At 45.0% G+C, this 24,515-nt stretch carries 9 protein-coding genes; 6 read left to right on the forward strand and 3 right to left on the reverse strand.

The features are described 5' to 3' along the window. Window positions 1-31: 31 nt before the first annotated feature. Window positions 32-3,109, reverse strand: a complete 3,078-nt coding sequence (locus NIE88_RS06800; RefSeq protein ID WP_253060573.1) for a hybrid sensor histidine kinase/response regulator — start codon at window positions 3,107-3,109, stop codon at window positions 32-34. Window positions 3,110-3,297: 188 nt separating this feature from the next. Here NIE88_RS06800 and NIE88_RS06805 point away from each other — a divergent pair, with 188 nt between their 5' ends. Beyond that, a complete protein-coding gene (locus NIE88_RS06805) occupies window positions 3,298-4,377 on the forward strand; it encodes a response regulator (RefSeq protein ID WP_253060574.1) in 1,080 nt (359 codons plus the stop codon). A gap of 594 nt (window positions 4,378-4,971) precedes the next feature. Next, window positions 4,972-11,028: an SdrD B-like domain-containing protein gene (locus NIE88_RS06810; RefSeq protein ID WP_253060575.1), complete on the forward strand. Its 6,057-nt coding sequence runs from the start codon at window positions 4,972-4,974 to the stop codon at window positions 11,026-11,028. Window positions 11,029-11,269: 241 nt separating this feature from the next. Here NIE88_RS06810 and NIE88_RS06815 read toward each other — a convergent pair whose 3' ends face one another. Further along, the gene (locus tag NIE88_RS06815) at window positions 11,270-11,950 is read right to left on the reverse strand and encodes a DUF3885 domain-containing protein (protein ID WP_253060576.1); all 681 of its coding nucleotides are present in this window, start codon (window positions 11,948-11,950) and stop codon (window positions 11,270-11,272) included. A 612-nt stretch (window positions 11,951-12,562) separates the two neighbouring features. Between NIE88_RS06815 and NIE88_RS06820 the strand changes: the two genes are divergently transcribed. From NIE88_RS06820 to NIE88_RS06835, 4 genes are all read left to right on the forward strand, one after another. Beyond that, window positions 12,563-18,589 (forward strand): SpaA isopeptide-forming pilin-related protein, encoded by a 6,027-nt coding sequence (locus tag NIE88_RS06820; RefSeq protein ID WP_253060577.1) that lies wholly within the window; start codon window positions 12,563-12,565, stop codon window positions 18,587-18,589. Window positions 18,590-18,976: 387 nt separating this feature from the next. After that, a complete protein-coding gene (locus NIE88_RS06825) occupies window positions 18,977-19,612 on the forward strand; it encodes a class A sortase (protein ID WP_253060578.1) in 636 nt (211 codons plus the stop codon). A 49-nt stretch (window positions 19,613-19,661) separates the two neighbouring features. After that, a complete protein-coding gene (locus tag NIE88_RS06830; RefSeq protein WP_253060579.1) occupies window positions 19,662-21,566 on the forward strand; it encodes an ABC-F family ATP-binding cassette domain-containing protein in 1,905 nt (634 codons plus the stop codon). A 125-nt stretch (window positions 21,567-21,691) separates the two neighbouring features. Continuing rightward, the gene (locus NIE88_RS06835) at window positions 21,692-21,853 is read left to right on the forward strand and encodes a hypothetical protein (RefSeq protein ID WP_253060580.1); all 162 of its coding nucleotides are present in this window, start codon (window positions 21,692-21,694) and stop codon (window positions 21,851-21,853) included. A 256-nt stretch (window positions 21,854-22,109) separates the two neighbouring features. Here the strand turns inward: NIE88_RS06835 and NIE88_RS06840 are convergent, their stop codons facing one another. Beyond that, complete coding sequence (locus NIE88_RS06840; protein WP_373689412.1) at window positions 22,110-24,299, reverse strand: alpha-galactosidase; 2,190 nt, start codon at window positions 24,297-24,299, stop codon at window positions 22,110-22,112. Window positions 24,300-24,515: the final 216 nt, after the last annotated feature.

Here is a 24,515-nt window from a genome sequence, read left to right on the forward strand (position 1 = left end):
TTCTGTAAAATCTGCGCTGTCCGCTGTACACTCAGTCGTTTGAATCTTCCGAGGATTGATCAACTTTGATTTTGTAGGAAACGCTTGTCCCGCGACCGACATCGCTTTGAATCATGAGCTGAGAGCCAAAATAGTGTCTGAGTCGTTCGTTAATATTTTTTAGGCCGACGCTGCGACCATGATTCCGTGACAGGATGTTTTTTATCTCTTCTTCATTCATACCGACGCCGTCGTCTTTTACCGAAATCTCATAAGCATGATCGTGCCGTGTGACCGATAAGATAATCCGCCCGCCTGCCTTTCGCTTGCCAATGCCGTGCTGAACGGCATTTTCAACAAGTGGTTGAATCATAAGCGGCGGCAGCGGAAAATTAAGGGTCTCGTCGATATCCATGCTGATTTGAATTCGATCTTGAAAACGCATTTTCTCAATCTTGAGATACGACTTCACCAGTGCTAGCTCCTTCTTGAATGTACTCATCGCCGATGTATTCTGGAAGTCAAAACTCCCGCGCAGGTAGGCTGCAAACTGGGCCGTCATTTCACGCGATTTTTCTATATCTTCATAGCTTAGCGCAATGATTGAATTGAGTACGTTATACAGAAAGTGAGGCCGAATCTGTGACTGAAGGAATGCAATCTCCATATTTGTCGCCTGGTTTGCTACCTGTTTCATCAAGATCAGTCCGCGAACGCGCGCGGAAAACTCGGAAAAATTATAGGGCTTCTGCAAAATGTCATTAGCGCCTGCCCGGAACGCATAATGCTTGTCATCATTAATAATTGCCGCTGTCAGCATCAGAACAGGTAATTCGATTAAGCTGTACTGTTCGCGGATTTTTCGGCAAACATCAAATCCAGACATACCCGGCATCATCAGGTCGAGAATGACGAGATCTGGCCTGGCCTGCGACACGCTCGTCAGCGCTTCGATCCCGTTCTTTACAGCGACGACGTTGTATGGAATATTCTCAAGCATATCAATCAATATTTTGAGATTTTCCAGGTTATCATCGACGATTAAAATGGTTGGTGCATCAACGAGATGTGACCGATAAGGAGTGACCAAGGGAGGAACGGCTGGATCATCGGTTGAATCTGAATTCCAATGCGCGTTGGGAAGACGGACTGTTGCCCCGGGTTGGATCGTTTGCGTCTGTTCGAAAATAGGAACGGTGAAATGGAAGGCTGTCCCTGTTCCAACCTCCGAATCAAACCAAATTGTTCCCTTTTGCAATTCCACAAGTTGTTTGACAATGCTGAGTCCCAGTCCGGCTCCTTCACTTTGGTTAAGTTCATCGCTGCGTACAAATGATTGAAAGATTTTGTTGCGTTCAGAGGACGGGATGCCGATACCGGTGTCGGAAACCGTGATTTCAACAGTGCGTCCTTTTTGGCAGGCGCTTAATGTGATCTGTCCATGCCGGGTATAGTTAACCGCATTTTCTACAAGATTGTTTAAAATTTGTCGAAAACGGTTCTCATCAGCATAAATCAGCGGCAAGTCTGCGGGGATTTCATTGATGATCGTCAATCCTTTTTTTTCAGCCAGTAGTTTGTAGAATGCAAGCTCTGTCTTCGCGGTCGTCGATACTTCTAATGGAATAAGATTAAGGGCCAGATTTCCCTGCTTTATTTTTTCCATATCCAGAATATCGTTAACCAAAGCGGACAGCCGATACCCGATCCGTGTGATCATCTGAATTTTGTCCGCTTCCTCACCGATTTTTCGATCGCGTTTTCCTGCAAGCAGCGTTTGCGCGGTATTAATGATCCCGTTAAGAGGTGTCCGAAACTCATGGGATGTCTTGGCAATAAATTCGTCCTTAAGTTTGTCATTTTGAATTAATTCCTCGGCTAGAGTTTCACTTCGTTCGAAAGCATTCGAGAATCGCTTGGACATCATGAGTGAGAGCATCAGCAGAAAAATTAATGAAAAAACAGAGTAAACCGAAAAAAAGTTCTTCGAGCTGTATGAATTAATGGTGGTGATAATCACAAATGTACTCATGGAAAACGTGCCGATAGTCAGGTAGACGCTTCCCTCCATGTGCTGAATGATCGCAAGGACAAAAATATAAGAAGCGTAGGCGAGTATCGAAACAGCTAAAAATGTGTGAAGATAGTAGGTCACATAGGACAAGAAATCAAAGGGCAGAGTATCTAAAAATAATGTAAGGAGCGAGAGCGCAATCCCAAGGAGCAGTATCTTTCTGGAAACCAATCTCGGATAGGCGTAATAAAGGTACAGAAGTACCGAAATGCCGATGCCGATCGTGCTGATACCTTCAATTGCCGCCAACATGGATAACGAAAGATTAGGAATGAGAAGGTAAATAATCCGCGCTTGACTGATCCAGGAAATCACCACTGCAAAGAATAGGCAGAATATCGAAAAGAACAGCAGATGAACATCCTTTCTGCGCTGAAAATAATAACCGAAAAAGTACAGACTCATAAAAAAGAACGCGACGATCATCAGCATATCGTTAAATAAAGCGAAATCATGACTGCGCGCCATCTTTTCTTGTGTTCCCAAAATAATCGGTTTGGTAATGCCCTGACCACTACTGCCTATTGCTCTTGAAGTCTGGATCATCAGTTCATTATCACCTTTTCTCAATGGAAAATAGGTGACATATGGGCGAAGTGACGCCTGTTGCGGACTGCCCAAAGAAGGCTTGCCGCTTTGTCCGATCAATTGCCCGTTCATAAAAACGCGATTCGAGCTATAAATGACTATAGTACGGAGGCCGAATATCTGGCCTCCGCGTTCCGAACGAATGATTAGCCGATACGTGCCTGCCTGTGCTTCAGCACTGTTTTTCGCGATCGAATTTCGCGAGTTGTCGGGTACAGGTACCATCATTGAATGCCTGGCCTGTTCATCATGAAGGGTCTTAGGTGTAAGCAGTTGATTCGGATAAAATTGCCACGTGCCGTTCAGACGGACATTGCCGTTCTTCTCAAAATTCCAGTGACTGAGGTCAATCACACCGTTCTTTGCCGTGGGTCCGCTGACATCGTAAAAATGTGTCCATGATAAAAAAATTAAAAACAGACCGATATAACTTAAGAGGACAGTAATAAAGGCAGATGTGCGGTGCATGGCAGCTCACTCCTGAATTCGTTCGGATACTTGTCATTCTATCAGTTTGGATTCACAAATTGAATAGCCGCATGGAGATAAAGAGATTAAATTTTTGTACTTTCGCGGCGAGTGGTATAATCAATGTAATGAAAATGTAATAATCGGGAAAATGCCTAATTATAAACCCAATGCAAAGGAGGAAAACAATGAACGCATTTGTCGTTGATGATGAAGAACTCGCATGCAACCAACTCCGAAAAATGCTGCAGGAGACAGGAACGTTTCAATCGATTCAATCGTTCACCGATCCTGAGCAGGCACTTGATGCGGCTAAGAAGCAAACCCCTGACGTTGCTTTTTTAGACATAGAGATGCCTGAACTTAATGGAATTGAACTTGCCGAGGCACTTCAAGCAGCGGATGAGCGTATTGATATCATTTTTACAACCGCCTATGACGAATTTGCGATCAAGGCGTTTGAATTAAATGCGATTGACTACCTGCTGAAGCCAATCATGAAGCCGCGACTGACTAAGGCTGTGGAGCGTCTGCTGAAAAATCGCGAGAACGTTCAGACCGCGCCACGGCCGCCGCAGACAACATTCGGCATTGAATGTTTTGACAGCCTTAAATTTTATAAAGTAGAAAACGGTATGAAAACATACATACCGGTTAAATGGCGCACATCACGGGCGCGTGAACTCTATGCGTACCTGCTCAAGGAACATGACCGTTTTGTCAGTAAAGAATCATTGATTGATTTGCTGTGGACGGGTGTGGATGACGTGAAGGGAACGACGCAGCTGTACACAACGGTTTACCAGATTCGCAAACTCATGGAAAAGCTGCCGTTCAATCATCACATTATTAAAAATGATATCGGCTATTCGCTCACCTTATCCGGAACAGCCATTGATGTTGAGCGGTGGGAAGAGCAGTTAACGACACTTCCGCCGCTTGACTTGTCTACATATAAGGCGCATATTCAGTATTTCAAATCTTATCGAAATCATTACTTTAGCGAGTATGGCTATCTGTGGGCAGAATCCGAGCGCATCAGATTAGCGGAGCTCTGGTTCGAACACGCGTATCGGCTTGCTAAATTCCTGATAAAGGAAAACAAAAAGGCGGAAGCACTGGACATCTGTCAGCAGATCAATCAAATTGAACCAGATGACGAGCGAACGATGAAGCTGATTATCAAGCTTTACAATGAAATGGGCAATGTCGACGGCGCCATTCGCATGTATGAACGCTACAAAGAAAGCAAAGACGCGATGAACTGATTATCCTAATATTATAGAAGCAATAAGAATGCCGCAAAATCCGTGTGAACGGGGTTTGCGGTATTTTTTCATACACACGTGCAGCCGAAGCAATGCAACGGTTTGTTAAATGATCTGTAAAAATTGAATCATGATTAAGCAAAACAGTGATGCCAATGCGCAAATGGGGCTCAGGGGCAGTACCAATGAACGAAACCAAGAATCCTATGCATGAAAAAAGTGAACCCTTGCACGAAACCGAGATGCCAAAGCACGAACAGGGCTCAAGGTCAGATTCCTATGTCAATTAAACAGTATCCTTTGATTTCCGGTCATACGAACGCGAGCAGGCGATATGATGTGACACCAGTCACAATTTGTTCAGAAACTGTATAGATTTGGAATTTAAACTAAGGATAAACAAAATTCCGGGGAAACTGCGCCTTTTTTACATAATTTGAGCACAAAAACTGCCATGATCAGACATCTTCAGTTCTCTCGGAGGAAATCTTGTACCTGCTTTTTGATGCACTCCGGACTAAAACCGGATTTCTATATTATTCACAGAGATCACTACCCAATTCCTACACAGAAAAATCAAGGGAGAGAAGCCAATTGAGAGCAAAGAGACTACCACTCGGATTCAAGAAAACCAAGCACAACAAAGTGCTGAAGCGGTTGATGATTGTCGCACTGTCACTGTTCGTTGTCTTCAGCCAACTGTCAGTGACGCCGCTGATGGGGAAGGCGAGTGCGGAAGGCACCTTGAATTCAGACTCAGGATTTCATTTATCATTAAGCAGTTTCAAAGTAGATGGCAAGTCTGTATCTTTGATAGATACGGACATTAATCAGAATGGAACGGTTGACCTAACCTATCATTGGTCGGCCGATGATTCGGTTGCGATTGCCGATGGCGCTGCCTATACATTTTCCATTCCCAGCCAGATCGATGTTGGCGACGGCTTTTCAACTGATGTATTCGATAGTGCCAATAATGCGACTGTCGGCACCTTTACCGTCGGATCTGACGGAACGGCAAGCATTCAGTTTAACGGCTATTATGCCGATCATCCGAATTTAAAGAATCGTGCCGGGGACTTGGCGATAAATGTCAGCTTTTCACAAAGCTTAAAAACCGGGACTGTTACACAGACGATTCCTTTCCTCTCCGGTACATCGTACACGCTCTCGTTTAAACCGAATACGAGCATACCTGATGTCTCTAAGAACGGATCAACAGACCGGGATTTTAACCCATCAAAAATAACTTGGCAGATGGATGTCAATACGCGCTACCAGACGATCAGCGGAGCTAAAGTGACCGATACCTTGCCCGCGGGTGTGAATTTTGACAAAAGCAATGTGAAGATATACCCGCTGACCGTTAAATTAGACGGGAGCAAAAATGATCCGGAGGATGAAGCTGTGGCTGCTTTGGACAGCAACAAATACACAGTTTCGGATCCGGATCCGGACGGCCAGTTTGTTATTACCTTTACAGATCCTGCGATTACACAGCCGTACCGCATTGTCTATGAGACGGCAATTCAGGATTCAAAGAAATCCGGTTCGCCAACTTTTAAAAATGAAGTGACACTCGGCGGAACAGTTGACGGCAGCCCAATTAGTGAGTCAATTAATAAAACAGTTACCGCTCAGTATGCGCCGTTTATGACCAAGTCTGCGAACAACAGTTACGATCCGAAAACACAGACGATCACTTGGACGATAAACTATAACTTTAACAACAGTACGGTTGCTTCACCAGTGCTACATGATACGGTGACCGGTGACAGCGGTTATGTCGATGGATCGCTTACGGTGAAGCAAGTCACGCCGACCAATGCGTCGGGTGGTTATAAAGATGCAGTCGATGTTACATCAGCCGCAGATGTCACCAATGTTTCATCCGACAAAAAAACCTTTGACATCACCTTAAACAACGGTCAGCCAACATCCGACGCCTATGTCATCACTTATAAGACGCAGGCGGCTGATCCTGATCATGTCGAGCAGAGCGACGTGTCGAATGTCGTGACCAGCAATGGAAAAACATCAAAGACCGTTACAGTAAAAGTGCACAATGTCGGGATTACAAAGTCGGGATCGATTGATCCGACGAGTAACACAATTAACTGGACGATTGATTTAAACGAGTTAGGCAAAACACTGTCTGATCAAACTGATTCAACTAAAGGGCCGACGCTGACCGACACATTTGGTGCGGGAGTGACCGGTTTTGATCCATCGTCGGTTGTGATCAAAAGTAAGACTGGTGGAGACTCGCTGTTAGCTGATACGGATTATACGGTTATTAAAAATACTAATGGATTCACGATCAATTTTCATCAGGCGATCAGCACCATTGAATACCTGTTAACCTATGCAACCAAGTATGACCCGGACAATGATGTATCCAGCTATAATAATAGCTATGAACTGACTTATTCCGACGGATCAAGCAAAACGGAAACAGGCGGTATATCTATTGATCCCAGTGATGCTGAACAGTACAATGGCTATAAGACAGGCAAGTACGACGCGGCAGCCAAAACCTTTACATGGGACGCAGTGATTAATTTTAACAGCACAGCGATGGGAAAAGCGACCGTTACGGATACCTTGGTGCAGAACCCGGATGGCAATGGCGGTTATAATTTAGTAACCACGGGTGAAGACGGGAAGCCTTTAATTAAAGTCTACAAATTTAATTACAATGCAAATGTTCATTCAAACACTTTTTCTGAATCGTCAAAAGGTGACTTGGTTGATCCTGCTGATTACGGCGTGACACCTGCGACAAATGCGCAGGGCGTAACCGGATTTATACTTACATTCAAAAATGCAATCAATGGCCCCTATGTCATTGAGTATCAGTCGCAGCCTATCGGCGTCGCTTATAGTAATGGTCAGTATAAAAACGACGTCGTTTTAAAAGATGCAGATATAACGGATGATGAGGGAACAAGCTTCAGCAAAACAGTCACCATTCCTCACTCACTCGATTATACGGTTAAAGATGGAAAGATGTCAGATGATAAAAACACGGTAAACTGGATCGTGGAAATTAACAAGGCACAGTCCGATCTCGGTACAGGTGTTTCGTTGAAGGATCAGTTAAGCATCAATCAGACCTATGATCATGATTCATTTAAACTCTACTCTGCGGTTGTAGATTCGGAAACAGGCGATCTGACGAAAGGCGGGCAGATACCGGCTAACGACTACTCCTTGTCATTTACACCAACCGCAGACGATGTAGGCGAAAGCTTCGAGTTGAAATTCACCTCGGGTGAAGATATAAACAAGGCTTATATTTTAACCTATGATCAAAACATTGTCAGAAGCAAAGGACTCACCAATATATCGAATAATGCCTTTGTTGAAGGCACCGGCTATACGAGTACCCCTTATAGTGAGCCTGTGAATGTTCGAATTGTATCGGGTTCGGCGACTGGATCCGGGGAAGATGTCGGCTATGTGTCTGTCGGCGATTATGTGTGGTTTGACAAAGATCGTAATGGTGTTCAGGATGATGACGAAGACGGTATTCCCGGTGTCGTTCTGAAGGTAAAACGCTCCGACGGTGAGGCAATTATCATGCCGGACGGGAGCAGTCAAACGTCATTGGAGCAGACAACGGATTCATCTGGGTATTATCAGTTCAAGAATTTACCGGCTCTTCCGGGCGGCCAGCATTATATGGTCAGCATTGATGGTAACAATCAAAGTACGAAAAATGCGTTGGACGGTAAAGTGCCGACAACGGAACATCAGGGGGATTCAGCTAAAGATTCATCAACAGACACAGCTGAATCTGGAGATCTAAAGAATGACGGAGATTCCGATCAGACACTGGATTTTGGATTTAAAGTGCCGTCGGTGTCCGTCGGCGATTATGTTTGGAAAGATACAAACCGTGACGGCATCCAGCAAGACGGCGAGGACGGCATTAATGGTGTCAAACTGAATTTAGTTGTGGTTGACGGAAGTGGAGCAACAGTTTCTACTGATGTAAAAACAATTGACGGAGAGAGTGTTGAACCACAGGTAACATCAGAGCATGACGGAAAAAAAGGATATTATCACTTTGCAGATCTGCCACTGCTTCCAGACGGAGAATATTATCAAACGGTAATTGACAAAAATGATTCCGTAACTGTTGAAGCCTTAAAAAACTTGATTCCGACGAAAAACAATGCAACGGCTAAAGACAAAGATTCGTCTGAGTGGCTTTCGACAGCAACAGCTCTCAACAATGACGGAGACGATGACCCGACTTTGGACTTTGGTTTTGTTGAAAAATCGGTGTCTGTCGGTGACTATGTCTGGAAAGATACGAACCGCGACGGCATCCAGCAGAACGGCGAGGACGGCATTAATGGTGTCCGATTGAGCGTGTCAGTTGTGGATGCTGACGGCCAAGTCGTTAAATCAAAATTCACCGATGTTTTTGGCAATGAAGTCGGAACGCAGACAACAGCGAAAAACGAGACAACCGGAAAAGATGGCTACTATCTGTTCCCGAATTTGCCGGCACTGCCGAGTGATCAGTACTATCAGGTCACGATCAATCAGAATCAATCAGCTTCAGCTTTGGCCAACCTAATTCCGACGCTGGCCGGTCAGGGGAATGATAGAAAGAAGGATTCGTCCACATGGTCGGCGACATCAGAAGCTTTAACGGAAAATGGAGACGACGATCCGACCCTCGATTTTGGCTTTGTCCAAAAATCGGTTTCCGTTGGTGACTATGTCTGGAAAGACACGAACCGTGACGGCATTCAGCAGGACGGCGAATCCGGCATTAATGATGTTCAGGTTCATCTGACACTGGTTGATGCAAACGGAGAGCACCCGGTAACGGATGTATTCGGGTACAGTGTGCAACCTCAAAAAACGGGTACTAAAGATGGAAATAAAGGCTACTATCAATTTGTCAATCTGCCGGCACTGCTCCTAGGACAATTGTATCGGGTTACGGTTGACGGTGATGCAGATAGTTCTAAAACAGCGCTGAGCAACTTGATCCCGACGCTGGCCGGTCAGGGCGGCAAAACACAAGATTCATCGTCGAATTTTGCGGATTCCATTTCACTTCCGGATGATCAAGATAATGATCCGACACTGGATTTTGGTTATATAGAAAAATCCGTGTCGGTCGGAGATTACATTTGGCTTGATAAGAACAAAAATGGTATTCAGGATAATAATGAATCTGGAATTGAAAATGTAGTGGTCAACGTTACTGGCCCGGATGGCAAACCAGTAATCGATGTCTTCGGCAAAGAAGTCAAGGCAGCAAAGACTGATTCTAAAGGTTATTATGAATTTGATGACTTACCTGCTCTACCTGAAGGTAAGCACTACACAGTAACAATTGATCAGAATGCATCGAAGGATGCACTGACCAATCTGATTCCGACGAAAGAAAAAGTAGGAGGGGATTCAGCTAAGGATTCTTCTTCATGGAAGTCAGAATCAGGAAATTTGATTGAAAACGGAGACAGTGATACTACTTTAGACTTTGGATTTATTCAGAAGTCCGTGTCCGTTGGAGACTACGTCTGGCTTGATATGAATAAAGATGGTATCCAGAATGATAACGAAAAAGGTATTGAAGGCGTGACGGTTACGATCCAAGGGCCAAACGGACAAGCTGTAAAAGACAATGATGGCAAAGAGATCACGGTAACAAAGACCGATAAGGGTGGTCACTACGAATTTACCAATCTGCCATCGCTGCCTGCGGGGCAACACTACACGGTACGTATTGACAGAGATGCATCAGAATCGGCACTGACTAATTTGGCTCCGACAAAAGAAAATGGAACAAGCAATAAGGATAAGGACTCCTCAGCATGGACAAGTGAGTCAAGCAACTTGATTAATGATGGAGATAAAGATCTATCCTTAGACTTTGGGTTTATTGAGAAATCCGTATCTGTCGGAGATTATATCTGGCTTGATAAAGACAGAAACGGTGTCCAAAATAAAAGTGAATCTGGTATTCCGGGTGTTGTCATAGTTATTACAGGCCCGGATGGAAAACCGGTTACTGATCTGAGTGGTAAGGTAGTAAAACCGGTCAAGACAGACAGTAAAGGGCATTATGAATTCATTAATCTGCCATCGTTGCCAGAAGGCAAGCATTATATGGTAAGTATTGATAGAGAAGCTTCAAAAGGTGTTTTGAAAGGTCTGATCCCTGCAAAGGAAAACGGAACAAATGACAAATCAAAAGATTCGTCAACTTGGAAGGCTGAATCAGGCAACTTGATTAATGACGGCGATAAAGATTTCACTCTCGATTTTGGTTTTGCAGAAGAAACTGTCTCGCTGGTATTAAAAGGCGGCAAGCCTGGTGCCATCTACAATGTGGTTAATGAAGATGGCCGCATCATCGCTCGCGGCGTCATGGCTGACGAAGAAGGCAACGTTAACTTCAAAGGTCTTGCAAACGGTAAGTATCACTTGGTTTTGATCCGCGGTGTTGAAGCGGAAGCACAAACGACCCAAAAACCGAAAACTAAGGCTAAAGCTAAAGAAACGAAAGAACTTCCGATTACTGGCGATACGAAGGACATCGTGACGATGGCAACCGGGGCAATTCTCTTAGTAGGCGGTGGATTCTTAGCTATCTTCTCAAGAAGACGCAGAAAGAACTAAACAGACAGTAAAATCAAAGGCACTTGATCATAAATCATGATCAGGTGCCTTTTTTACAAGTCAAGAAAGTATATGATTTTACAGCAAAAAGGTTATGAAGAAACGTGCAGGTGCGGGATTCCTGCGGGAGCTCCTGCAGGCATTTACTTGTTTGAGGAGGTTCCCGGACAGCCTGCGAGCGACCAGTTGATCGCGAGCAACCGAAGCGTATTCAAAACCAGGCGTTTTTTGCCCGGTTTTTCTAATTTGCGAAGAGAGAATCTGCGTGCTTACGGTCGAAGTCATCAAGCCAGAGGCTATATTTTTCATAGATTGGTCTGAGTATTGCTTTATCGGTAGCAATGATTTCGCAGCCACGGTCATCATAGATGAAATAAATGAGCTGTTCCGTACGATTAATGAAAAAAAGATCCGGGTAAGCAGCGAAACAGCGCGATGTGCCAAACCGAGGCTTTAAAAGCGGAAAGTCTTCATTACAGGCAGCTTGGATCAGCAATGGCGCGCGCAAATCTCGAGCCTTGCATTTAAGAATAAATTGGGATGTTACAAACTGATCCGCATTCCCTTCATCTATGAAAGGGTAGGGGATGTTTCGCTGCACCAGTTTACTGAGAAGTGATTTATTTTTTACACGGCGATCATAGGTTTTTATTCGGCCACTCGCCAATTTCATATGTTTATTTTGATAGACACTCGTGACTAAAAAAAGTTCATCCTGTTTTGAAAATAGCGCATTAAATAAAGCTGAAGCCTGTTCGTATACTCTTTCAAACATCTGCTTGTTCAGGCTGCCGTCTTTGTTAAATGGATACATATCCTTCGCAAATGGAAAATGAATACCAATTTCCCACTGGTCGGTTAAAGAGGGCCCAAGAACAAGTTTTGGGAAATGCATCTGTAAAAAGAGGTCAAGTTCATGCATGGAATGCGTTCCTTTTGAAAATGATCAGAATTTTTAGAGAGGAAAAAGCATTTTAGTGGTTCAGAATCTGTACAGTTAACCCAATTATAATAAAATTATAAGCCAATACCAAAGAATCACAAGTGAATTGTGGAAGCTGTTGGAAAACCGACACAAGTTGTTTGTATTTTCTCCACAAAAAAACGGGAGGTTTTGGAATGATGCATGAAAATGTAGCTCTGAATCTTATGTCCCGGCCAATAACCCGCCGTAACAACCACTGTCTATTCTAGTCACTTGACCTGATTGTTTTTATTTGAGCTGTGATTCGAACTGCTTCTTACCCACTAGCGTGTGTATCGTCATTGAGAAATGTGGCTTCAACAGCCATAGAAATTACCAATAATATGAAACCGTTGCCAATTAATTCCTAATATAAGGGGTCTAAAACGGCATATTCTACGAATCGGAGAATATATTAAAAATCGTCCCAAAAGTGAGTTCACTCGAAGAGAAGAGTTTGGCATTTTCACAATGTCAGGTGCGCGAGAGGGACAAGGGGTCATCGTTATAAGTCTCTGTGTCTCTTTTTTGTCTTGTGAATCAGTAGATAAATAGAAAGGATGAATGTAGATGAGCGTATCATGGAAAGCGCGCCTCGGCAGAAAACACAGGTCACTAAGAAACCTGTTCATTGCTTTGCTGTCGACGTTTGTCGTTATGGCACAATTCAGCAATTTTTCCATTGGAAGAGCGCAAGCAGACGAAGCGGCGAACCATCCGTTTTTTGATTCTGTACTTGTTACCGATCTTAATAATCAAGAGGTTGATCTGGAAAAGACGGACAGCAACCCGCTGACGACCGGAGATGCTGTGCATCTTGAATACAGTTGGTCGCAAAAAGAAGACGTGACGCTGAATCCCGATAAAAAGATCACCGTTCAGATTCCGAAAGAGCTGAAGTTTGATAAAGAGCTTAGCGGCGATGTGACGAATGGCAACCAAATCATCGGAACGTATCAAATTGACACAACGGACGATGCGAATAAATTAACAATTCATTTTAATGATCAGGCGAAAGATCTAACGAATGCGGCAGGAAAAATTAAATTTGACGCAGCTTTTGCTGCGCAAATAGATAAGGATACGACAAAATTTGAACTTCCGTTTGACCTTGGTGAAAATCAAGTTCAAAAGTTGGAAGTGCCTGTGAAAGCTGCGGTGACAACAGAGCAAGATGGAAATTCTGCAACTGCTGATGACGGGCAGAAACAACCGGATGATTCATCATCTGAACCGGCGCAGGAAGAAACGAAGACTCCTGATTTTTCCGCCAAACAGGCGAAACAGGATGATAGCAGCTCAGTGGAATCAGGCAAACCGGATACCAAGGCTGATGGGACTGCCAAAGACAGCGGAAAAAAGATTGAACGCGGCTTCAGCAGTCGCGCCACAACACAGGCTGCGAAGCAAATAACGCAAAATATTTTAACCGGTGTGACGTTAACGGATAAAGACGGCAAACCATTTAACGAAGACAATCCGGCTAATACGGATGATCCGGCGAATGTCAAGTTTACATGGGCGATTCCGGACAATCTTGGCACGACGATCAACGCTGGAGACACCTATGAATTTGATCTGCCCACTATTTTTAAAATGCAAAACCCTGTTAGCGGGACGCTTGATGACTATGGTACATTCACAATTGACGAGAACGGTCATGTAGTGATGACATTTAATGATCAAGTGAAAGAAAACTCGGATGTGCACGGAACACTGTTTGTGAATACCAAATTTGATAAAAAAGAAATCACAGGTCCGGTTGATCAGCAAATTAAATTTCCTGTGAACAATGATTCACCGGTCGTAACGGTACATTTTAAACCCGATGTAAAAAGTACAATTGATAAAACAGGGGAACTGGATAAAGGTTTAAATCCTACTGAAGTTACTTGGAATGTCGATGTAAATAAGGAACTGGAAAAGATAACCAATGCCAAGGTAACTGAGAATTGGCCTTCGGGTATCAATTTCAACTCGGTAAAAGTCTACAAACTTAATGTAGATGTACAAGGCAATGTAACTCAGGGGGATGAACTCACTTCAGGATATTCTATTGACACCAACGGCAATGTTACTTTTGACGGAACGATTGATTCTGCCTACCGACTGGTCTATACCACAAGCATTGATAATTCGGCGAAACCGGATGACGGCGGTGAAGTGAAGTTCATCAACAAGGCAACATTTGGCGGAAATGAATTCGACCCTATCCCTGCTGAAGCAACGGTCACGGCGAACTATGGAAAAACAGTTGAAAAGTCAAATACCGGTTACGATGGTGATTCGCAGACCTTCAGCTGGAAAATCAACTACAATTTCGGCGAGAAAGAGATCACTAAAAATGACGCGACAATCACCGATAATTTCAATTCAACGGATTTGCAATTAGTGGATGGATTGAAAGTGCAGAAGGTCGATTCGTTTGACGGAACAACGCCTAAACTTGGCAGCACGCTTACCGAAGGAACGGACTATACGCTTGAAAAAACAAGCATGGGCTTCACCATACATTTCAATGACAAGGTGACCTCTGCTTATGTCATCACCTATCAGACAAAGGTCAAAGACGGTGTGATTATTGATAATCCAACAAATTTTAAAAATGGTGTGACCACCGGAAATGGAAGCAGCGGAGGTTCAAGCGGTCAAGCGACCCAGCAGAATATTACCAAAGGTTATTCCAACATCAACTACACCGATAAAACGGTGGACTGGAATCTCACAATTAATAAAAATAAGTATGAAATGAACAATTGGAAGCTTGATGATACGTTTACAAGCGGAGGACTGTCGTATGTTGCTGATTCGCTAAAGATACTGGATAAATCTAAGGATGATTATTTACTTGAAGAAAATAAGGACTATACACTGACGCTGAAACCGGACAATAAAGGTTTTAACATTGTGTTCATCGGCGATTATGCGAAAACGAGTAGCAAATTCACGATTTCTTATACAGCCAAATTTAACGTCGATTTTTCGAATCAAAAGAATGTAAAAAACTCAGCTACCGCAACATGGACCGACCAATATGGTAAAGATCATTCAAATGATGCGAGTGCTGATTTCAATGTCAATGGTCAGACCCAGTTTAATGGCTTTAAAAATGGTACGTACAATGCTGTTGACAAGGTCATTACTTGGAAAGTCGGTGTCAACTACAACGGCGAAAAGGCGAATAATGCCTCCATCACTGACCCAGTTACTGGCAACCAGAAATTTGTCCCCGGTTCGGTAGTCGTGAAAAGCTACACGATTAATCCAGGCGGATCGGTTAAAGAAGGAGCTTCGCTTGATCCATCAAAATATGAGGTCATCGAACCGTCCGCAGACAATAACAAAACACTGACTGTTAAATTCAAGACGGACAAAGACGATACCAATCAATATATGGTTGAGTTTAAGACATCTTTGGATGGTCAGGTCGTCAATGGTTCAAGCAGCTACACGAATATCGCCACCTACCATAACGAGGGATATTCGGACCGTGATATAACCGGCACTGTCTCGATAACAAATGGCGGCAAGCTGGTCACTAAAAATGGTGCTCAAAGCGGAATTTATGTCAATTGGTTTGTCAATGTCAATCCAAGCCAGTCGGCACTGGATGACGTAACGGTGACTGACGATCCGTCTGATAATCAGATTTTGGATGAGAATTCGTTCAAAGTTTATGAAGCCAAGTATGACAATGGCGGAGCGACTTTCGAAAATGGGAATCTGGTTCCGGATACAGCTAAAGAGCTGCAGCGCGACAAGGATTATACGTTAACGATTACAACGGATAATACGACTGGCAAGCAGCAATTTGTGCTGAAATTCATCGGCAATTACAAACATATTGATCGCGCATATGCCGTTCAATATCGTTCGCTGATCAATATTGCCGGTTCAAGTGAGGATGTCACAAACCAAGTAAAAATAAGCGGCGACAATGTGCAAACCGTAACGCAGGATACAACGCAAACGATCACTGTTGCGATTTCAACCGGCGGCGGCTCTGCGACTGGAAAAAAAGGTACGTTGCGCGTTCTGAAAAACGGAGCGTTCGGATCGATCCTTCCGGGTGCAGTATTCCAACTTTGGAATAAGGATAATGATCAATTGCTGCGAACGGGAACAACCGCAGAGGATGGCACCGTGACCTTTGGAAATATCCGTTATGGCGACTATCTTCTGAAGGAAGTTCAAGCGCCGATCGGTTATACGATCAGTGATGCTCTTGTCTCAGGTATACCGGTCAAAATTAATGCGGATTCAACAGTGGACGGTGTGTACACTACGATTGTTGATGAGCAGAATAAAGTCACACTGACCAAAAAAGATGCTTCCGGGAATGTGCTTCTAGGTGCGACTTTCAAGTTGGAGCAAAGTATAGGTGGCGTATATGTTCCTTATAATTACGGTTCGGATATTAAGAGCGGCAGTAATGGGGAGATAGTGCTCGCCGGACTGCCTGTCGGCGCTTATCGCCTGACCGAAACTCAAGCGCCTGCCGGCTATCTGGTAAACACCAAACCAATTGAATTTACGGTAACGAAGAACGTGAGCAATCAGCTCCCGGATGTCGATGCCGGAACGCTCACTGACTATCAAGGCAGCGCAAGGCTGCTGAAAACAGATAGCGACGGAAATGATCTAAAAGGTGCGGTATTCAATATTGCTGATCAAGACGGGAAAACAGTTCAGGAAGGTCTGATTTCTGATGAGGATGGTATCGTTCAAAGCAAAGAGACGTTGTCACCGGGGACATACTATTTTGTTGAAACGAAAGCACCTGCCGGTTACTTGATTAATACGGAGAAAATCAAGTTCACGATTAACAGCAGTACTTTAGAGAAACCGACTGTCGTAACGGCAGGCAAAGCAGTTAACTACAAAGGTTCCGTTGAACTGAAGAAGGTCGATGCGGAAGGAAATGGTCTTAAAGGAGCCGAATTCAAGATCATTAATGCTGATGGGAAAACAATTCAAGAAAATCTGGAGTCGGGTGAAGATGGTGTTGTCAAAACGGACGGACTTGCACCGGGAAGCTACCAATTCGTTGAGACGAAAGCACCGATCGGTTACGTTTTAAATACGGATAAAATTGATTTTACGATCTCAACAGATGCGGCAGGAAAACCTGCCGTGGCAGATGCTGGAAAAGCCCTTAATTATCAAGGAACAGTAGAACTGACTAAGGTTGATTCTAATGGGAACGGACTTGAAGGAGCTGAATTCAAAATCATTGATGCGGAAGGTAAAACCGTTCAGGATCAATTAAAATCGGATAAAGACGGCAGAGTTAAAGCAAAGAATCTGAAACCGGGTACTTATCGCTTTGTAGAAACCAAGGCACCTGCCGGTTACCTGATTAATTCCGATAAGATCGCATTTACAATTGCGGATCATGCCAAAGGAACACCAAGCGTTGTCAAAGCGGATGACGCAGTCAACTATAAAGGATCCGTTGAACTGAAGAAAGTGGATCAGGACGGCAACGGACTTGAAGGAGCGGTATTCAACCTCCTTGATCAGGATGGCAAAGTAATCCGTGAAGGATTAACTTCCGATACCGACGGCTTGATCAGGGCGGATGGACTTGCGCCTGGCGACTATCAACTGGTTGAGACGAAAGCGCCAAATGGCTACCTGCTTAACGCATCGGCCAAGACATTCACCATTCAGAATGAAGATCAAGACAAACCAGCCGTTGTGAAGCTGACAAAAACAGACGAAGTAAACAGCGTCACCCTGACAAAGGTTGATAAAAATGATTCACACACTGTTTTGAAGGGAGCGGAATTCAAGCTTGTTGACAGTAATGGCGACACGGTGACCAAGGATGCCAATGGAAATAAGTTGAAGGACATTTGGACAACGGATAAGCACGGGCAGTTCACCGTAAGCAATTTGCCTGAAGGTGACTATCAACTCATCGAAACCAAGGCACCGGCGAACTACGGTCTGGATACAACGCCGATTCCATTCAAGATAAAGCGAACGGATCAGAAAGGCACTGAACTCACGGCGATGAACAGACTTGCGCCGGGTGATGTAAAACTAACAAAAGTGGATGCGAACGATAAGGCTACCGTGCTTCAAGGGGCAGAATTTAAGCTCCAAGACAGCAAAGGAAATCCGGTTACGAAGGATTTAAACGGTAAAGATTTGCCTGAGGTCTGGACGACGGATGAAAATGGTGCATTTATCGTTAAGGGACTGACACCTGGAGATTACCGGTTCATAGAGATCAAAGCACCGCAGGGTTATCAGCTTGATAATACACCAACTCCGTTCTCAATTGCTAAAGGGCAAACGAAACCGGTGGAAGTTACAGCAGTGAATAAGGTAATTCCGGTTCTTGAACGCGGCGTTGATGCTGAGCAGCAAAGTAACGGAACGCCGAAATCCGAATCAACGGCTAAACCGCATACCGGCGCAACAATCGCGCGTGGACAGTTAGGGCTCGAGGAAACATCAGCACGAAAGAATAATAAAAATCTGCCGACAACTGGCGATACCAACGATTTACTCACTATGCTCATTGGGATTATGCTCCTGCTTGGCGGAGGTTCAATCGCTGCATTGACTCGAAGAAAACATGATTAATCGATTGAAAAACTCCCGATCAGAATTATCTGATCGAGAGTTTTTTGTTGTCTGAGAAAACTATTCGATTCGAGCCATTGGAAAGAAAAACAGTGACGCTAATGCCTGACTAAGGGTCAGGATTGGGTTCAATGCACGAAACTGTGAGTCAATGCACAAGCCTTGATGCCTATGCCTGAACATGGGATATGAGACTCAATGAGCAATTTTCCGTACGGAAACACAGTATTCCGTGCGGCGAAGGAAAAACAGGGCGGTCGCCTGCCTTCGGAATCATTGGCCTTGCTGGAAGAAGAAAACCTTTGATTAATTGATTAGGATAACAATTAGCACCTGATCATGGTAAGATTTGATCAGATGCTTTTTTTGATAAAGGCGGGATTATATATGTGGCGAAAAATGCTTATTATCGTATTAATTGCAGCAGGGCTTTTTTTGATCGCTTCTCCTTTTTTAAAGGAGAGTCTGATTGGTTTCCTAAGTGCAAAGTATAATACGGATAAACTGACGGCAACACAGCTGGAAAAAAATAATCAGCGCGATGCATCCTATGATTTCAGTAAAATCCAGCCGCCAACATTTTACGAAACGGTAAAAGCAGGCGTGCGTGTCAATTCTAGATCAGTAATTGGCCGTATCCAAGTGAAGCGTGTAGGGATCAATCTTCCCATTTTAAAGGGAACGACCAGTGCCAATTTGTTGGTCGGTGCGACAACCATGAGGCCGGATCAGCAAATGGGTGAAGGCAATTATCCACTTGCCGGTCATCACATGCGCCGGGAAAACCTGCTCTTTGGTCCGTTGATGCGTGCGAAAATTGGTGATGAAATTAGGATTACCAATTTGAAAAAAGATTATATTTATCAGGTCATCAATAAAAAAGTGGTTTCTGAGTCTGAGGGCAATGTCATTGAGCAGACGAAGGCGAAACAGATAACACTCGTAACCTGTGACAAACCGACGCGGACCCCGAATCGATTGATTGTCACCGGGAAGCTCGTACGAGAGACGGTTCATCGCTGACCGTATCACAAATATAGATAAAATGCTTTTTAGAACAGGATGATTCAGCTTGAGTATTCTTGATGTAGAAAATTTATATAAAACATACGGCACACAAACACTGTTTGATCATCTCTCTTTTTCTATTTCAGAAGGAGAACGAATTGGCTTGATTGGCGTCAATGGCACGGGCAAATCTACTTTGCTGAATGTGCTTGCCGGAAAGGATTCAGCGGAAAGCGGGAATCTGCGCCACGCCAATGCGTTTCAGCTTGCTTATTTGGCGCAGACGCCAACTTTTGAACCGGGCGTCACGGCTTTGGACTATATTTACGGCGGAACATCGTCAATCATGGTTGCGGTGCGGAACTATGAGCAGGCGCTTCGCCTTCTGGAGAAAAATCCGAATGATCAGTTGCTTCAGGAAAAGCTGCTGGAACGTCAGCAGCAGATGGATACGGCCGGTGCTTGGGACGCGGAGGCAGCAGCGAAGAGTATTTTAACGCGTCTTGGCATTCATGATTTTGAGACACCGGTCAGTGAAAGTTCCGGCGGACAAAAGAAAAGGGTTGCGCTTGCCAAGGCGTTGATACAACCGGCGGATCTGCTGATTTTGGATGAACCGACGAACCATTTAGACAACGACATCATTGATTGGCTGGAAGAAGCGCTGAATCAGTATCCGGGCGCGTTATTGATGGTCACGCATGATCGTTACTTTTTGAATCGTGTCACCCGTAAGATTTTTGAATTGGACCACGGTCATCTCTATATATATGATGGTAATTATGAACTGTTTCTCGAGAAGAAAGCGGAGCGTGAGGAACAGGAATCAGCCGGGGAGACGAAGCATCAGAACCAGCTTCGCCGTGAACTGGCCTGGCTTCGCCGTGGCGCCAAGGCTCGGTCAACGAAGCAGAAGGCCAGAGTGGAACGCGTGCACGAGATGCAGGAGCATAAGGGCCCTGAACGGAAGCAGTCGGTCGATCTCGCGATTGGATCAACACGTTTGGGTAAAAAGGTTATTGAAGCAAAGCAGGTGTCCAAGAGCTTTAACGGACAGCCGCTTATGCGTGACTTTGATCTGCTCGTGACCCCGGGTGAGCGAGTAGGGATCATCGGCAGTAACGGCAGCGGCAAAACAACACTGCTCAATATACTTGCAGGGCACATTGAATCAGACTCAGGCGCTGTAGAAATCGGCGATACGGTAAAAATCGGCTACTATACTCAGGAACATGCGGAAATGAATGAGGATTTGACGGTCATCGATTATATTAAAGAAGCGGCGCAAGTCATGCGCACAGCCGACGGTCAGCAAGTGACCGCCGAACAGATGCTGGAACGCTTTCTTTTTTCACGACCGCGTCAGCGTACCTTTATCCGCAAATTATCGGGCGGTGAACACAAGCGGCTGTATTTACTGCGCGTCCTCATGTCCGAACCGAACGTGCTTTTTCTCGACGAACCGACAAATGACTTGGACACGGAGACACTGACGATTCTGGAAGACTATCTACTTCAATTCCCAGGCACCGTTTTAGCCGTTTCCCACGATCGTTATTTTCTGGACCGAATTGCGGATCGACTGATTGCTTTTGAAGAAGACGGTATCATACGTCGTTTTGAAGGGAATTACAGCGAGTATATGGATGAGCGAAAAGAAGAACAGGCTGCAATGAGTAAGGCGAAAGCGGAGAAAATGGCTGTTCCGAAGCATCAGCAAACAAACCGGAAAAAGAAAAAATTGACCTATAAGGAACAGCAGGAGTGGATTGGGATCGAAGACCGTATCGCTACACTTGAAGATCGTGTCGAGCAGCTGAAGCGCGAAATTGTCGAGGCAGGCAGCAACGCCGGAAAAGTACAGGAACTTTTTGTTGAGCAGCAGCAGACCGAAACCGAACTGGATCAGGCAATGGAGCGCTGGACCGAATTGTCGCTTAAAGTGGAAGAAATCGAAAAGCAGCAATGAAGAAAAGAAAAAATTTGATCAATGGATTTTTGCTTTCTTTGAGACCGCTAATGATAAATAAATAAACTTATGCTTCCGGACATTTAAAGTGTTGAAGAAGAACAAGGCAAGGAGATCAAATGATTATGTATCATGCTATTTTCCATATCGATGAAGAAGAAAAGTGGCCGTTGCTGCTTGGCAATGTGAAAAATCTCATGGCAGATAATATGGCTGTTAAAATTGAGGTGCTGGCTAATGCAGCGACTGTCCTGGTTATCAGCCTGGAAAGTTTGTCGATCAAATGAGAAAGCTGGATGATCAAGGCGTTCAGTTCGTTGCTTGTCAGAATGCTTTGTATCTGTTGTTCCGGCAGGAGTCGTGGAATTAGTGAAAAAGCAGAGCAGTGGTTACGCATACATCAAACCATAAAGTTTGCTTACTATCGAATATACAGTGCCTATTTCTTAACTACAGGAAATAATGATCCGGGTTCAAGCAGTGCACTTGAGCTCGGATCATTTGCGTTTTTCTTTTGCAGGTACATCTCTTGCCGCGATCCGTTCATTCTACTGTTTTCCTGAATCGCCACACATAGCTGTGGAAATCACCTTTTTCGATCGGGACATTCAGCCCTGAATTCATGAGTTCATCACCGCCGAACATCTCTCCCGTTTCGCTGTTTTCATACAGAAATTCCGGATTGAGCCCTTGAAGCCGAAAGGATTTTTGTACCTGTGCCGCACTGGCCAGCACGGTAAAATAGAAACCGATCACTTCGGACTGATCCGATGACACAAAGCACCATGCCGCATCTCCGCCATCAAAAGGATTTGTGATCCGATAAAAACTGCCGAATTGAATCAGCGGGCGAATTTCTTTGTAAAAGGCAACTTGTTTTTTTACTGTATCTTTTTCCTCATCGGTCAGTTTCGTGAGGTCGAGCTCGTAACCGAAGTTACCGGACATGGCGACGGCAGCGCGCATGGCAAGCGACGTGGTCCGGCCGACCTGATGATTGGGCACTGCGGAGACATGCGCCCCCATTGCAATCGGCGGATAGACAACGCTTGTACCATACTGAATGCCTAGTCGGCAAACCGCATCGGTATTGTCGCTGGTCCATGTCTGCGGCATGTAGTAAAGCATTCCCGGATCAAAGCGCCCGCCGCCGCTTGAGCAACTTTCAAACAGAGTAGTCGGGAATGCATCCGTAAGCCGTTCAATCAAATCATAGAGACCGAGCATATAACGGTGTGCTGTTTCGCGTTGGCGATCAGAAGGCAGCAGCGCCGAGCCGATCTCGGTCATGTGACGATTCATATCCCATTTGACATAATTAATGTCCGCGTCTGCGAGAATCGCAGCTATCGATTTTTCAAGATAATCGCGCACATCCTGCCGCGACAGGTCAAGCACGAGCTGGTAGCGGCTTAGGCTGCGCGGACGATCCGGAACATGCAGGCACCAGTCGGGGTGAGTGCGGTATAAATCGCTGTCCGGGGAGACCATCTCGGGTTCGAACCAGAGACCGAATTGCAGCCCCATTTCGTGAATACGATTAGACAGCCATGTCAGTCCGTGCGGCAGCTTGCGTTTATCGACAAACCAGTCGCCAAGCGAGCTTTTGTCATTGTCGCGATGGCCGAACCAGCCGTCGTCCAGCACAAAAAGTTCGATCCCCGCTTTTTGCGCTTCTTTGGCAATCGCCAGTAATTTCTTCTCATTTAGCTTAAAATAGGTGGCTTCCCAGTTATTGATCAGGATCGGACGCTCAAGGTCACGAAATGTTCCGCGTGCGAGACGAGTGCGGTAGAGTCGGTGGTAGGTTTGTGACATACCGCCAAGGCCCTGATTGGAGTAGACAAGAACGGCTTCCGGCGTTTGAAAGGTCTCACCCGGAACCAGCTTCCAGCTGAAGTCGAATGGATTCAAGCCGATTGATGCGCGTGTGGTTTTGTATTGATCAACTTCGATGTGCGCGCGGAAATTGCCGCTGTACACGAAACTGAAACCAAATGCTTCGCCCTGCGTCTCATCAGCATTTTGGCGCATTAAGGCGAAAAAAGGATCATGCTGCGGACTGCTTGCGCCGCGTGCACTATCTATAATTCTGCTGCCTGATACCAGCGGCCGCCGGTCCATATTGCGCTCGTTATTATGTGAACCATAGAAGCTCAGACTGTCAAAACCGTCATCACGAAAATCGATACTTGCGCTTGCCGCGTTCAGAAGACGCAGCACGCTTGTTCCGATATTCTCGAATCGAACGGATCGAGTGATGGCATTGAAATCACGGAACACGCTGTAAGTGAGAACAACGGACAGTCCGGCAACCGAGTCTTGCAAAAGGATATCCAGCGATTGCGCTTCTTGGTCCTGCTCTGCATAAGTAGCGGGCAGACCATCCAGCTTCTTCTTCCCTGAATAAATCACATGTCCCGCGTAGCGCAGATCGGTGACTGTCGATCCGTTTTCAAGCTGGATCTGGTAAGCCGGATGGCGGTAATCTCCATTCCCATATGCCGGATATTCTAAGGGCAGTGTGCTCAGTGTAAAACCGCGCCGCGCGGGATCCGCATACGGTGCGAACGATCTGGGCTTGTCGGTGAGCGGTCTGCTTCCGCGGTATTGGTTAATCTTCTTTCCCCAATAGAGGTGAAGTAAGTAGCCGCTGTCTAGATGCATCACATAGCTGGACGTCCGGGTCTGCAGATGGAAGCATTTGTTTTTCGAATCGTAATTGATCATGATGAAACCTCCAAATTGAAGTCGTTCGTCTGTCGGCATTCGGAATTTTTCAGTTTACAAATCGATTTTAGAGGATAAAATCGTGTAAGTAAAGAAAGCCCATACATTTTTATAAATACGACAAACAATTACCGAGTGCACCATGTTTGCGTTCGCGGATGCCGAACAGTATAGTTAAATTAAGAAATTTTTTGCACTTTGTATGCGGAGGTGAGCAGA

Source organism: Sporolactobacillus shoreicorticis (assembly GCF_024125445.1).
GTDB classification, from domain to species: domain Bacteria; phylum Bacillota; class Bacilli; order Bacillales; family Sporolactobacillaceae; genus Sporolactobacillus; species Sporolactobacillus shoreicorticis.